Source organism: Roseimarinus sediminis (genome assembly GCF_050433125.1).
Lineage (GTDB): Bacteria > Bacteroidota > Bacteroidia > Bacteroidales > Prolixibacteraceae > Roseimarinus > Roseimarinus sediminis.
Genome location: NZ_JBNPXV010000003.1, coordinates 244,088 through 258,409 on the forward strand (window position 1 = coordinate 244,088; position 14,322 = coordinate 258,409).

Sequence of the window (14,322 nt, forward strand, 5' to 3'; positions counted from 1 at the left end):
CTCAGCATCGGTAAACGAAGAAAATATTTCATCACTGCTCCCTTCCGATCAATCAATCTTCTATTTCACCATTTCTTATATCTTTGCAGCCTAAAAAATTTGAAAATGGTTTCGGTTGAACAGGTAAAACTAAATTTTGGTGGCTTTGAACTTTTCAGGGATATTTCCTTCATCGTTAATCCACGCGACAGAATTGGTCTCGTAGGTAAAAACGGCGCAGGCAAATCAACGCTTTTGAAAATGATGGCCGGCCTGCAAATGCCGGGAGAAGGGAACATTGTGATTCCTAAAGATCACATCATTGGTTACCTGCCTCAGAGCATGGTGCTCGACAACAGCAAAACAGTATTTGCCGAAGCCGAAGAAGCTTTTGCCGAATTGCTTGCAATGGAAGCTCAAATTGAGCGACTCAACATCGAGATGGCCACCCGTACCGATTATGAAACAGAAAGCTACCACGACCTGATTCAAAAAATAACCGACCTTTCCGATCGTTACAACATGCTTGGAGGTCATTCTTACCATGCCAACATCGAACAAACGCTGATGGGGCTTGGCTTTAGCCGGAACGATTTTGAACGCTCAACCAGCGAGTTCAGTGGAGGCTGGCGCATGCGCATCGAACTGGCCAAACTGCTGTTGCGCCAGCCCGACGTCTTTCTGCTCGATGAGCCAACCAACCACCTCGACATCGAGTCGATTCAATGGCTCGAAGACTTTCTTAAAAATTACAGCGGGGCCATTATTCTGGTTTCGCACGACCGTGCCTTTCTCGACAATGTAACGAACCGCACCATTGAGATTTCGCTGGGAAAAATTTACGATTACAAGGCCAACTATTCAAAGTATGTTGAATTAAGGGCCGAACGACGCGAACAGCAAATCGCCTCGTTCCGCAACCAGCAAAAAATGATTCAGGATACCGAAGACTTCATTGAACGTTTTCGCTACAAGGCCAGCAAAGCAGTGCAGGTGCAGTCGCGGATCAAACAACTCGAGAAAGTCGACCGCATTGAAGTGGACGAAGAAGACCATCAGCGGCTGAATCTGAAGTTCCCCCCGGCACCCCGTTCAGGTAAAATTGTTGTTGAAGCCAAAGAAGTCAGCAAGTCGTACGGCAGTCTCGAAGTATTGAAAAACATTGATCTGTACATCGAACAGGGAGAGAAAATTGCCTTCGTCGGAAAAAACGGAGAAGGAAAAACCACCCTCGCCAGGGTCATTCTGAATGAGCTGGAGCACAGCGGTAAAATGAAGATTGGTCACAATGTTAAAATTGGCTACTTTGCACAAAACCAGGCCGATTTGCTCGATGGCGAACTCAGCGTACTCGAAACCATCGACAAGGTGGCGGTGGGTGAAATCAGAACAAAAATACGCGACATACTTGGGGCTTTCATGTTTTCGGGCGACGATGTTGATAAAAAGGTAAGGGTACTGTCAGGCGGTGAGCGAACCCGTCTGGCCATGGTTCGACTCATGCTCGAACCGGTCAATTTTCTGGTGATGGACGAACCCACCAACCACCTCGACATGCGCTCGAAGGAAATCCTCAAACAGGCACTAAAGGATTTTACAGGCACCATTCTGCTGGTATCGCACGATCGCGAATTCCTCGACGGACTGGTTAACGTGGTGTACGAATTCCGAAACAAGAAGATTGTTCAGCACCTGGGAGGTATTTATGACTTTATCAGAGCACGAAAAATTGAATCACTCAAGGAGCTTGAAAGGCAACAGACCGTTAAATCGAGCGTCGATGCCAAAGATCCGGGAGTGAAAAAAAATGAACTTTCGTTCGAAGAGCAAAAAGAAATCAACCGGCAAATCAAAAAAGCCGAAAAGCTGGTCGAAGAGATGGAAGCCAAAATAGCCGGACTCGAACAACAGATCAGTGAAATGGATCAACAGCTGGCCAATCCGCAAAATGCCAGCGATGAATTGTTCTCCTCGTACGAAAAGGTAAAACACCAGCTCGAACAAACCCTGTACGAATGGGAACTTTCGACCGAAGAACTGGAAGAATGGCAGGGAAAAAAAACCTGGTAGCCATCTGTTCATAAAGCAATCATTCATTTCAAAAACAAAGCAGCCAGCTTGCTGCATTCATTTCAACGAAAAGTATAACTTTGCACCATGGTAAACAGCAATTATATATTTGGCATCAGGGCCGTTATCGAGGCCATCCGATCGGACAAAACCATCGACAAGCTTTTAATCAAAAAAGGCCTGCAGGGAGAACTGTACAAAGAACTTCTTGAACTAATCAAGGAACACAACATGAATATTCAGTCGGTTCCCGAACAAAAGCTCAACCGCATTACGCGAAAAAACCACCAGGGAGTCATTGCCTTTGTATCGCCGGTTCCGTTTTACGATGTCGAAGAAATCATTGCCCAAACTTACGAGCAGGGCGAGAGTCCGTTTTTGCTCTACCTCGACGAAATTACCGATGTCAGGAATTTTGGAGCCATTGTACGCAGTGCTGAGTGCGCCGGCGTTCATGCCATTGTAGTACCCGAAAAAGGGTCGGCACAAATCAATGCCGATGCCATCAAAACCTCGGCAGGTGCCATCAACCATGTACCCATTTGCAAGGTACGCAACGGACGGCTCACCATTCAGAAATTTCAGGAAAATGGAATTAAGATTTTCGCAGCCAGTGAAAAAGCCGTTGACAGCTACCATCAAAGTGACTACCGGGTTCCCTGCGCCATCATTATGGGTTCGGAAGAAAGCGGCATCAGCAACGAGCTGTTAAAGATTGCCGATCAGCTGATTAAAATTCCTGTAAAAGGAAAAATTGAATCACTGAACGTTTCGGTTGCCACCGGAATTTTGCTTTTCGAAGCGCTAAAGCAGCGTTCCGAAGCCTAAATAATAGGCACTTCGCGCTTAAAGGTCTCCTCAAGCGATATAAAGGTCTCGGTACTCGACACGCCTGTAATCCGCTGAATGTTGTCATTCAGCACCACTTTCAGATGTTCGTTGTTCCGGGCATACACTTTTACAAAGATGGCATACTGGCCGGTAGTATAATGGCATTCCACCACTTCGGGAATGTTCTTCAGTTCATTGGCCACGTCCTCGTAGTTCCCGGCCTTGTCAAGAAATACACCAATGTAGGTACAGGTATGAAAATCGACTTTTCGGGGGTCGATGTGATATCCTGACCCGACAATCACCTCCATTTCAATCATTCTGTTAACCCGCTGATGAACAGCAGCCCGTGAAATACCACATTCGCCTGCCACATCCTTGAATGGCATCCTGGCATTTTTGGTGATGATATCCAGTATCTTTAAATCAATCTCGTCGAGTTGGTGTTTTAATGACATTTTTCTTTCGTATTAATCATTCACAAACACAAAATGTGCTTAAGTCGACAAATTTAAGCATTTGTTGTGCATATTCAAGACTTTTTAATCCTCTTGTGATTTAATTTATAAAAATGCCCCATTCATCCTGTCTATATCTTTTTGATATTCCTATCTACCCTCAACTATTTATGTATTATTGCAACATATCGACCTTACAAAAACCACGTCACCCCCACCACAAACACATCTAACTAATTTTTTAATAGTTTTTTCAAACATATACCCATATTTCAAAGACGCTCTATTTTGTATTTTTGTCTACAAAAAATCGATTTAAAATATTATTTTTCTATTTTTGTGCCGCTTTATGTATCTTTTTGAAGTTTTATTGACAAATTATGAAGATTTATGAAAAGTAAAGGAAGTTGGTTCATGATATTGGGCCTTATAGTAATTGCAGCAATTTTGGGAATTGTATTTCCCGGTAGTGGTGAATTTACCGACGATCCCAATTTAAGTACCGGAGATACAGCCTGGATGTTAACCGCAACAGCACTGGTCCTGCTAATGACGCCGGGGCTTGGTTTTTTCTATGGCGGGATGATCCATCCGCGGCACATCATTTCAACCATTCTGCAAAGTTTCATTGCCATGGGAATAGTAAGCATTCTTTGGGTGGTAGTGGGCTTTAGTCTCGCATTTGGCGACAGCCTTGGCGGTGAAGGTGCAGGCATTATCGGAAATCCGGCCACCTTTTTCATGTTCCGGGGCGTACATGGTCAAACCCATACCGACCTCGCCCCTACCATTCCACTGGCGCTCTTTGCCATGTTTCAGTTAAAATTTGCCATCATTACACCGGCGTTGATCACCGGCTCGTTTGCCGGAAGGGTGCGCTTCAGGGCCTACATGCTTTTTATCTGTCTCTTCACCCTTTTCATTTATGCACCACTGGCACACATGACCTGGCACCCCAACGGCTTGTTCCGCAACTGGGGCGTACTCGATTTTGCCGGTGGTACGGTGGTACACATGTCGGCAGGATTTGCAGCCCTGGCCGGAGCCATTTTCCTGGGCAAACGCAAGGACTACAACAAACCCATGCAACCTGCCAATATTTCGTTTGTATTGCTTGGTGCCGGATTGCTCTGGTTCGGATGGTTTGGTTTTAACGCCGGATCGGCACTGGGAGCCAATGCCACAGCCACCCTGGCACTGCTCAATACCAACACCGCCTCGGCAGCAGCCATGCTGGCCTACATCTTTTTCGATGCCGCACGCGGCAAAAAACCATCAGCCATGGGAGCTTCCATCGGCCTCGTCATCGGGCTGGTAGCCATTACCCCGGCCGCCGGCTTTGTCAATGTGGGTTCAAGTATCTTTATTGGGGTAGTGGCAGCCATCATCAGCAACCTGGCCATTAACTACTTTGGGCATCACAAAAACATCGACGACACGCTCGACGTATTTCCGGCACACGGTGTGGGTGGCATCACAGGCATGATACTGACAGCTGTTTTCGCCAGTGGCACAGGGCTTATTTACGGTGAATTCCGCACTTTTGGATTTCACATTCTGGCGCTGATCATTGTGACTATTTTTGCACTCGGAGGATCCTTCCTGCTTTATTGGATCACCGATAAAATAATTGGTATGCGCGTTTCGGCCCACTCCGAAAAAGTGGGACTCGACCTTAGTCAACACGACGAGAGCTATGGTTTTGAATACAAAAAACCGTAGTAATAAAGTTTACATACGATTTATTCCGGTAAAGATATTTCAGCTGTTTTTTACAATGTCAGGAGGCGCGAGCTCCGACTCGCGCATTTTTAAGTATGCAGTCACTCAAACAAGGATGACAACCTTTTCTTTGTCAAAGTGGCAATTGTAATATTAGTTATGTGTTCGGCGAGTTGGAATTGAAAATCGGAGCGAAGCGGAGTTAGCTCGCCGCTCCCGGAAGTCCCATTTTCAACAGCCATACGAGGGTTAAAAACCAGCCCGCCGTTTTCAATCAGACAATTGTTTTCTATTGTGCTCTATTGTTTCTATTGTGATTTTTTTTGAGTGAATAAGTGCTTCAGCGAGTCGGAGCTTGCGCCTCCCAAACTAGCTTTCAACTTTAACCTTTGGAGATGAAGTCGGAGCAACCCGGCACAGATTAAATTGCGACTCCTATGCCTGTCAACATGAAGCCAAACGTAAATCTAATTATTTCTGCGTGACAACTATTTCCATTCACACCCCAAATAGCGCCATTCACTCAGGGAATCACGCAATTCACACAATTTGTTTCACAATCTCTTAAAAGTTAGCTTACCTAGGAGTGGAGAAGCATTCTGGATTGCCAATGGATAAATATTAAAATAAATACCGTATTCAATCAGCCAAAATACAAAACAGGGATTATGTGCCCGGGAAGCAGTCTTTTTCGTAACCATTTACACTGCAAACAGGGGAATATTCTTTGATAATAGTTGGATTGAAAAACGGCCAGTCACCATAAAAAAAGTACACATGAAAAGCTATCAGTTGATAATAATTATTCTAATCATTCTGTCTGCCTGCAAACATCAAAACAGGCAGTTAATAAATCCTGAGACTGCCAGTTATGAAATAAACGATACGATTTATTACCGATATCTAGTTACAAACAAGATGATTAAAGATTCAGCGATGCAAAGCTTTGTTGATTCTTTAAAAAAGCATACACTGATTCAAACACTGAAAACAGCTCGGTTACAATTTTCATCAACGATGTTATTAAAAAGAAAGATTCGCTGATTAGATGTTTCACCTACGATGTACGCATTGGATTGAAGTATCCCGTGCGATCACGGGAATATCCTAAAATTGGCATGTCTGTTCCTGAAAGAGAATTTACTACAATCGATGGTGAGCAAATTAAAATTGGGGGGATACAAGACAAGCCTACTGTTATTAATTTATGGTTTATTCGATGTGGAGGATGTGTTGCAGAAATTCCGGCATTAAACAGACTTTATAAGAAGTATAAAAACAAAATCAATTTTATTGCATTGACTTTTGATGACGAGAAAGAAGTCAGCGTTTTTCTTCAAAAGCAAGCTTTCAATTTCAAACACATTGCCAGTAAAAACCAGAAAGACAAGAAATTAAATATTGAACCTTTCATTAATACAATCGAGAGCTACCCCTACCCGGAAAATATTTTTATCGACCGATTTGGAACGATTCAATATATTGAAGGTGGCCTGGGCAACATGGATAATTTAGACCTGGCCATCAAGCATTTTGAACTGATCATCCAGGATTTGCTCCCCTACAAAACAGACGATGCAAATTCGTTGATAGAGGAAAAATAAACATCGATTGCAGGTTTTTGTACTTTTAAAAGATGGTGTCGATTACGACAAAAAAAATAAGTATTTATGGGTAAACGACTTGTGATGAGTACAGTTGAATTAAGAGACATTATTAAAGAACATCTTTCTCACATCGATGATGCATCCTTTTTGAATGCGATCAAAACGATTATTGAATCAAAACTTTCTGAGGGAGAATATAAATTAAGTGACTTTCAGAAAAAAAGAATTGATTCAGCAAGAAATGAATTAAAAGAAAGAAAGACAATCTCACACAACGACTTACAAAAAGAGATTGACCAATGGATAAATACAAAATAGAATGGTCAATTGCTGCAAAATCTGACTTATTCGACCTTCTGATTTTTATATCCAGAGAAGTAAAAGTGCGACCTATAGTAAAAAATTAAACGCTGAGATTGATAAAGGTATTAAATTGATTTCCCGAAATCCTTTAATTGGGACAAAGACTGATTACGATACCGCTAGAGCTTTAATTACAGGAAATTATCAAATTATCTACGAGATTTTTAATCAACTTCTCTTGATTATCATGATTTGGGATTGTCGGCAGGATCCTGATGACAAAAGAATAGGGAAAAGAATAAAATAACAACTGGCTCTGATAAGCAGCACGCTGAGCAAGGCCTGGTGTCCGGTGAGGAGTACCGTCGTTGTCAGGATTAAACCTCACCTGCCAGCTATCGCCTTCAGGTCGATGTACATTACAAAAACTATTTTATTATGAATAACATTATTTTATCCACATTTGTCCCCCTGCTCTCCCACGTTTAGCTTTAGCGCAACGAGGTGGGAGTCTTCAAAATCAGCATTTTTCAAGTGCCGGTTTTGAACTTCTAAAAATACTGCTAACTTTATTTGCTTTAAACCACTTAACACCAAAACCTGTTTATGAAAGCAAGTACCTTTACCCTGCTGACCCTGCTCGGTCTTCTTAGCTTAGCACTCACTTCGTCGGCCTTTTCTCCGGTTAAGAAATACGGACAATTAAAAGTTGACGGCACACACATCGTTTCAGAAAATGGAGAAATAGTACAACTAACCGGCATGTCATTGTTCTGGAGCCAGTGGATCGGTCAATATTACAACAAAGAATGCATTAGCTGGCTGAAAGAAGACTGGAAATGCTCGGTAGTGAGAGCCGCCATCGCCGTCGATCAGGGAGGTTATGCCAGCCACCCCAAAGACGAATTCCGCAAAGCGCAAAGAGTGATCGATGCTGCCATCGACCAGGGTATCTATGTGATCGTCGATCTTCATACCCATCATGCCGAAGACTATAGCAAAGAGGCCATCGAATTCTTCGGAAAGATTGCAGAAAAATACGGAAAGCATCCTAACATTATTTATGAAATCTACAATGAACCACTAAAAATATCATGGTCAAAAGTCATTAAGCCCTATTCCGAGAAGGTAATAGCCGCCATCAGACAATACGACAAAAACAACATCATTGTTTGTGGCACTCCCTACTGGTCGCAAAGAGTAGACGAAGCTGCAATGGATCCGATCGAAGGCAACAACATTGCCTATACACTTCATTTCTATGCCGGAACCCACGGCGAAGAATTGCGCAAAAGGGGCGACGAGGCAATGGCAAAAGGACTTTGTCTTTTTGTTACCGAATATGGCACCACCGAAGCCAATGGTGATGGAAACGTGTATAAAAAAGAAACCCGCGAATGGTACAACTGGATGGACAAACACCACATCAGCCACTGCAACTGGTCGATTGCCGACAAAAATGAAAGTTCGGCAGCCCTCGTAGAAGGTGCATCGGGAAAAGGTGGATGGAAAATGGAAGACATTAAACCCTCAGGGCAACTGGTTCGTAAAGAACTGATCAGCAAACACCAACAATATTTCGGGCAATAAAAACCCAAATAGCAATACCTCCGTTGAATTGCTTAAGCATCGTGTAATGAGAAAAATGCTTTTACTTGGATTGTGCGCATTGCTGTTCACCAACACCTTTGCACAAAAGGAGCTGAACACCGACGACGAAGAGCGCACCAACTGGGCGTGGCTGCTAAAGCAGTCTTCGGCCTGGTACCAATCGGACGAGGCCGCCCGAATTGGAAACAACATCCTGCTTTTTCAACGCAGCTGGGGAGGTTGGCCAAAAAACATCAACATGGCAAGGCAGCTTAGCGACGAAGAGGTACAGTTGGTGCTTGCTCAGAAGAGCAGGAAAGACGCAACCATCGACAATCGAAGCACCTATACCCATCTGCGCTACCTGGCCAAACTGTGCAGTGCCACAAACAATGCACGCTATCTCGAAGCTTTTAACAAAGGTTTCGACTACCTGATGGAAGCGCAGTACGACAACGGGGGCTGGCCACAATTTTATCCACTGAAGAAAGGCTACTACACCCACATTACCTACAACGACGATGCAATGACCGGCGTGATGAATCTGCTCTACGACATCGTTCGGCTGGCGCCCGAATTTGCACTCATGGACAATAAAAGGCAGGAGCTGGCCGCAAGTTCCTTCAAAAAGGGTCTTGACTGCATTTTAAAAACCCAAATCATAGTGAATGGTGAACCCACCGGTTGGTGCGCCCAACACGATGAACATACCCTGTTGCCAGCTCCGGCCCGTTCGTTCGAACCGGCCAGCATCAGTGGCATGGAAACGGTTACACTGTTAAGGTTTTTGATGAAAATTGAACAGCCCGATGACGCAATCAAAGGGGCCGTTATTTCAGCCTGCAACTGGCTCGATCAGGCGCGCATTACAGGCAAACGACTCATTTACATTCCCGACAGCACTGCTGCCGAAGGCTATGACCGCATACTTAAGGACGACCCCGAAGGACCCGACCTGTGGGCACGCTTTTATTCCATCGAAAACAGCGAGCCCCTTTATGTCGACCGCAGCGGAGAAGTTAAAAAGAACTACAACGACATCTCGTTTGAACGACGTAACAATTACGCTTACATCGAACAATTTGCAAAAGTATTGCTCGAGGAGGAATTGCCGGCATGGAAAAAGCGTCAGCAAATTGATGAATAGATTGCAGTAGCTGCTTATTTTTCAACTTGCCAACTTCTATGAATAAAAGACCTGTTCATTTCAATGTTTCGCTTTAGCGTTTTATCATTTTCCGGGTAAATAGTTGCCGATTCGTATTATTTTTAACAATCATCCTGTAGACATAAATACCCGTATTGCACTGAGCACCCCCCGAAACAGAACCGTTCCAGCTAAGCACATGACTTCCTTCGCTTTGAAAACCGGAATACAGTTCTGTTATTTTTTGCCCCATAAGGTTATATACCGAAATATCAACCCATGCTTTTTCAGCTAGCTCATAATTTATATAAGTTACTTCGTAAAACGGATTGGGATAATTCTGCGACAGGGTAAAACTCTTTTTCTCCTGAAAATCTACTATTTTATTGAATGAAGCCTTGTCGTCTTTTCCGGGCGAACCACCTAAATGAAATGAAGCACGCCAATCGCTATAATCCTTCTGATTACCAATCGGGTTAATATCCACCGGCACCAACGAATAACCTGTACCATCGGCATCTAAAGGCCATGGTGAATTATTCCCGTAAGTGAGATTGAATATTGTATCTCCTGCATTGCTTTCAAGAAGAAGCTGCTCACCACCATTATTAAGGTTACCACTGTACTCACCATCAGGAAGGAAGCCATATCGTTCATAAAAGTGCTCCCAATTGGATGCCAAAACAACAAAACTATCTGCCGGCAACAATGTTTCTGATGGAAAAACAAATTCCACACCATCAGTAAAAGAAGCGCCGCCCATATCAAGGGTGGACGAGCCTGTATTTTTAAGCTCTATAAATTCAAGATCCTTGCCGTCAACAACACCGTCTGCTAATGGATTATAATGAACTTCAGTCACTTTAATGTCTTCAAAATCATCAGCAAAAATGAACGAACCGCTCATCATGGCACTCCATGAACCGTTTGAATAAGTACGGGCTTTGATACAAGCCGTTGTTGTTAAACTTATTGGCTCACTATACATCTGCGCGCCATTGGTAATTGATGAATTAAGCTGATCACCGGTAGCCAAAGATGTTTCACTATGATCATCCTGCTGTTCCCACTTTGCCGGATCCTGTCCGTTGGTGGTATAATAGATCACACCTTCAGCTGATTTCATTGACAAAACATCACCCTTATCAATGTTGTTCTCAGGCGAAAAGGGCTGCTTATTAATAAAAAACTCAGGAGCTTCAATTGATGGATATAAACCGGCTGACCTCAACTGATCCAGTAAAACCTGTGTCCTTTCAGGGAAATAAGTGCTAAGCATAAAATCCCGTTGAGTTAACCAATGGTCGGTATAAGAATACAAATCGAAGGGCCCTGAAGTTTGATAAGGATGAACATCCCTTCGATAGTCGCCCCACCTCGCTGATTCAGCAGTTAAGGCTTTTTCAACTTGTAAGGTTCTGTTGTTCCATCGCTGTAATGCAGCTTCGGGTGTTAATACGCCCCCGTTAAAACAATGGTGTTGAACCCTATCCGAAAAAAGTCGTACAAAGGTTTCATTTTTCCTTAATTGTTGAAAGATTCGACTGGGACATTGGTCGTTATTCTCATTCAGTACATTCTGATCTACGCTTTTTAATATGTGCTCGGCATCCCAACAAAAGAAGTTAAACCCTTGCAAAGGGTTATTTCTGTTTTTTGCTGCCGCCCAGTTGTGATGATCCCAATCGGTATTCCCCCCATAAAAATTAAGCAACATGTAATCAGCAAGGTTCACCACATCAACAAGGTTTTCATATTCAGGGTTGTACGTTCCATCTGGGTTATTCCCCTGAATGCGCTGATAATTAACATCATCTACCACTCCGGAATTAACCACATTCATCAGTTTATTCCAGTTTTCAATAGTGCCATTGGCCACATCCTGATAATCTTTTATCACATCAAAATCTTCAGGTTCGCCCTTCAGGTACGATGCTGCAAAATCACTGTCCATTCGTTCGGAGGGAGCATAAATTCCCCAATAAATTCCATTGATAAAAAGATGCACGTAAGATGAACGACTCGACACATGCCCAATCGCACGTTGTGTATCTTTGATCCAGATATCGCGTTGATATTGGGCTAGTTTTCTTTCGCCATGACTATGATGAATCCATGAAAGTCCAAAACCAGCCCTCAGCACAAGCGAGTTGAACGATGTAGTTGCATCCTCGTCATCAAACAGTGGATATTGTAGTTTTGACGTACCATATTCATTTCGAAAAACCAGTCGAAATGAGTGTTTGGGCGATTTCTCCGGGAGTCTGGAATGACCTCCATGCAAACGTATACCACAATTAAGCTGAATCGATTCTGATTCGCCTAAAGGGATATACTCCATCGATGCCGGACGTTCCCAGCCTTTACCAATACCACTGCCAACGGGAGCCCCAGTATATATGTATATTCCTCCTGAATCGGGATCACTTGAATGGGAAAATAAATAATCAATATCAGCAACCAACGACATAACAGGAAGGCTTTTTAATCCTTCAATTACACTTGCCGCGAATACCGGATCCGACATCATTTCAGGGTCCATTTCATAATCCGCAACAGCCGTTCCGCTAATACCTGAATAGGATCCCCAGTTTACAGGATACCCGGCCGGAGTGTTGCCCTGGTGAATGACATCCCGGGGAAAAATATAGGACTGAGTAATTACGCGGCTGGAATTATTTCCATTGACAACAGCAACTGCGCGGACAATCGTTGTGGAATCAACAGGAATGGGCGAAGTATATAGTAATGCATCTTCAACAGAAGGGGTATTCCCGTTAAGGGTATAAAAAACTTTTGCATCTTCAACTAATGCTTGAATTTCCAGCATAAAAGGCTCATCAAATACACCATGCTTTGTACTAAAAATCGGATCGGGAACCAGCACTTCACCCTCTTTGTTATCACCCCCTGGTGTCGGCACTGCAAGCAGCTGGTATACTCCATCATAATAACCATAGGAAATATCTGATTTTTGTTCCGGGAAGGCAGGATAAAATTCATTTACAATGGTTCCATCAGGATCGACAAGCGCCAAATACTCGCCGCTGGCATTCAATTTAAAATTGGTATGCAACTCACTACCCGCCATTGAACGATCTTTGCCCGATGCGAAGATCAATAAAAAATCATGTGCTTTAATACTGATTTCAGGAAGCTTCCATTGGTGCAGCTGATTTCTGTCATCAGTCAGGTACCAGCCTTCTAGCTCAAGCGATTCACCTTCCGGATTATACAGTTCAATCCAGTCGCTGAAATCACCATCGGCATCCTGAATGATACTGCTGTTTGAAGCCATCAATTCATTGATTCTTACCTGCAATGTTTGACCAGATGATGCCAGTGTAAACATACAGTATAACAAGCTTAAAATTATCCTGAAGCTATTTTTAATTTGTTTAATCATTGGTCGTAAGTTGAGCTATTGCTAGGCCATTACCAGATAAACAGTGTAAGCCATAAAAACAAGCAGCAAAATAGCGGCTTCCCAGCGGTCGAGTTTTTTCCGTTGCCCCGTAAACATGGCCAGAAACAAAAAGAGCGTTCCACCGGCCAGCAGCAACAAATCGGTGTTAAACTTCGGATCAAAGCTGATGGGGCGTACAAAAGAACTTAGTGAAAGCACCAACAGCAGATTAAAGATGTTCGAACCCACCACATTTCCAATGGCGATGTCGCTGTTTTTCTTCAGGGCAGCCACCACCGAGGTCACCAGTTCGGGCAACGAAGTACCGGCAGCCACAATGGTGAGCCCGATGACCTTCTCACTCACCCCGATCAAGCCGGCAATTTTCACTGCATGATCGACCACCAGCTTACCTCCCAGCACCAGCCCTGCCAATCCGGCAATAATCATTCCCCACATTTTATACCTTGACAGACTTGTTGGTGTTGTTTCTTCCTTTTCGCTTCCTCCCGTTTTCAGCTGTCGGTAAATGTAATACAAAAAGGCACTGAACAAGAGCAAAAGCACGAGCCCGTCCCAGCGACTGATTGTTCCGGGAGTCCCGTCGATCAGGCTGCCGCTCAGCAGCAAAAGCAACAAGGCTGCCAGGAGCGAAAGCGGTACTTCCTTCCAAACGGTATTGCTTTGTACCACAAAGGGTGAAATGAGTCCGACCACTCCAAGGATTACAAACAGGTTGAAATTATTGCTGCCAATGAGGTTACCCAGAACAATGTCGGAATGATTGGCCGAGGCGGCAAAGAGGTTCACCACCAGCTCGGGGGCCGATGTTCCAAAAGCAACAATGGTGAGTCCGACCACCAAATCGGAAATCCCATAACGACGTGCCATGGCCGATGAACCATTCACCATCCAGCCGGCTCCTTTAATGAGCAAAACAAAACCTGATAAAATGAAAAGAATGGACAGAAACATATGGATGTATTTAAAATTACCGGGTGAAAGATAGTGCCTTTGGAGAAATAATTGAATGAATAGAACCGATTTTCACGAAGCAGCCAGCCTTTGTGCCAATTCGAAACATAGCGCATGGCAAAAACAAGAAATAAAAAACCGACTAAATGGCAGAAAAATCAGAAAAGTATGACACAAGGCAAGTCGTTTTTCGATCATCGGTGCCAATATTTCATAAAAATATCCCAATCATGT

General features: G+C 43.6%; 12 protein-coding genes. 9 read left to right on the forward strand and 3 right to left on the reverse strand.

Annotated elements, in window-relative coordinates:
* Positions 1-105: 105 nt before the first annotated feature.
* Both FHS86_RS05665 and rlmB read left to right on the forward strand, forming a co-directional pair.
* Positions 106-2,049, forward strand: coding sequence for an ABC-F family ATP-binding cassette domain-containing protein (locus FHS86_RS05665; RefSeq protein WP_429411999.1), 1,944 nt, complete (start codon positions 106-108; stop codon positions 2,047-2,049).
* A gap of 87 nt (positions 2,050-2,136) precedes the next feature.
* Positions 2,137-2,877: a 23S rRNA (guanosine(2251)-2'-O)-methyltransferase RlmB gene (gene rlmB / locus FHS86_RS05670; RefSeq protein ID WP_429412000.1), complete on the forward strand. Its 741-nt coding sequence runs from the start codon at positions 2,137-2,139 to the stop codon at positions 2,875-2,877.
* Here rlmB and FHS86_RS05675 read toward each other — a convergent pair.
* Positions 2,874-3,338 (reverse strand): Lrp/AsnC family transcriptional regulator, encoded by a 465-nt coding sequence (locus FHS86_RS05675; RefSeq protein ID WP_429412001.1) that lies wholly within the window; start codon positions 3,336-3,338, stop codon positions 2,874-2,876. The two genes, rlmB and FHS86_RS05675, sit on opposite strands and share 4 nt — an antisense overlap.
* A 390-nt stretch (positions 3,339-3,728) precedes the next feature.
* Between FHS86_RS05675 and FHS86_RS05680 the strand changes: the two genes are divergently transcribed.
* The 7 genes from FHS86_RS05680 (at position 3,729) to pelA (ending at position 9,707) form a co-directional block, all read left to right on the forward strand.
* Positions 3,729-5,060, forward strand: coding sequence for an ammonium transporter (locus FHS86_RS05680; RefSeq protein ID WP_429412002.1), 1,332 nt, complete (start codon positions 3,729-3,731; stop codon positions 5,058-5,060).
* A 777-nt stretch (positions 5,061-5,837) separates the two neighbouring features.
* On the forward strand, positions 5,838-6,104 hold the full coding sequence (locus FHS86_RS05685) for a hypothetical protein (protein WP_429412003.1): 267 nt from the start codon (positions 5,838-5,840) through the stop codon (positions 6,102-6,104).
* A 74-nt stretch (positions 6,105-6,178) separates the two neighbouring features.
* Positions 6,179-6,664 carry a TlpA family protein disulfide reductase gene (locus tag FHS86_RS05690; protein WP_429412004.1) on the forward strand — a complete coding sequence of 162 codons (486 nt, stop codon included), beginning with the start codon at positions 6,179-6,181 and terminating at the stop codon, positions 6,662-6,664.
* An 84-nt stretch (positions 6,665-6,748) separates the two neighbouring features.
* Positions 6,749-6,985, forward strand: a complete 237-nt coding sequence (locus FHS86_RS05695; protein ID WP_429412005.1) for a hypothetical protein — start codon at positions 6,749-6,751, stop codon at positions 6,983-6,985.
* Positions 6,986-7,034: 49 nt separating this feature from the next.
* The gene (locus tag FHS86_RS05700; RefSeq protein WP_429412108.1) at positions 7,035-7,277 is read left to right on the forward strand and encodes a type II toxin-antitoxin system RelE/ParE family toxin; all 243 of its coding nucleotides are present in this window, start codon (positions 7,035-7,037) and stop codon (positions 7,275-7,277) included.
* A gap of 299 nt (positions 7,278-7,576) precedes the next feature.
* Complete coding sequence (locus FHS86_RS05705; protein WP_429412006.1) at positions 7,577-8,560, forward strand: glycoside hydrolase family 5 protein; 984 nt, start codon at positions 7,577-7,579, stop codon at positions 8,558-8,560.
* A gap of 46 nt (positions 8,561-8,606) precedes the next feature.
* Complete coding sequence (pelA, locus tag FHS86_RS05710; protein WP_429412007.1) at positions 8,607-9,707, forward strand: pectate lyase; 1,101 nt, start codon at positions 8,607-8,609, stop codon at positions 9,705-9,707.
* 73 nt (positions 9,708-9,780) lie between these two features.
* Here pelA and FHS86_RS05715 read toward each other — a convergent pair whose 3' ends face one another.
* Positions 9,781-13,059 (reverse strand): lamin tail domain-containing protein, encoded by a 3,279-nt coding sequence (locus FHS86_RS05715; RefSeq protein ID WP_429412008.1) that lies wholly within the window; start codon positions 13,057-13,059, stop codon positions 9,781-9,783.
* Positions 13,060-13,134: 75 nt separating this feature from the next.
* A complete protein-coding gene (locus FHS86_RS05720; RefSeq protein WP_429412009.1) occupies positions 13,135-14,088 on the reverse strand; it encodes a calcium/sodium antiporter in 954 nt (317 codons plus the stop codon).
* Positions 14,089-14,322 lie beyond the last annotated feature (234 nt).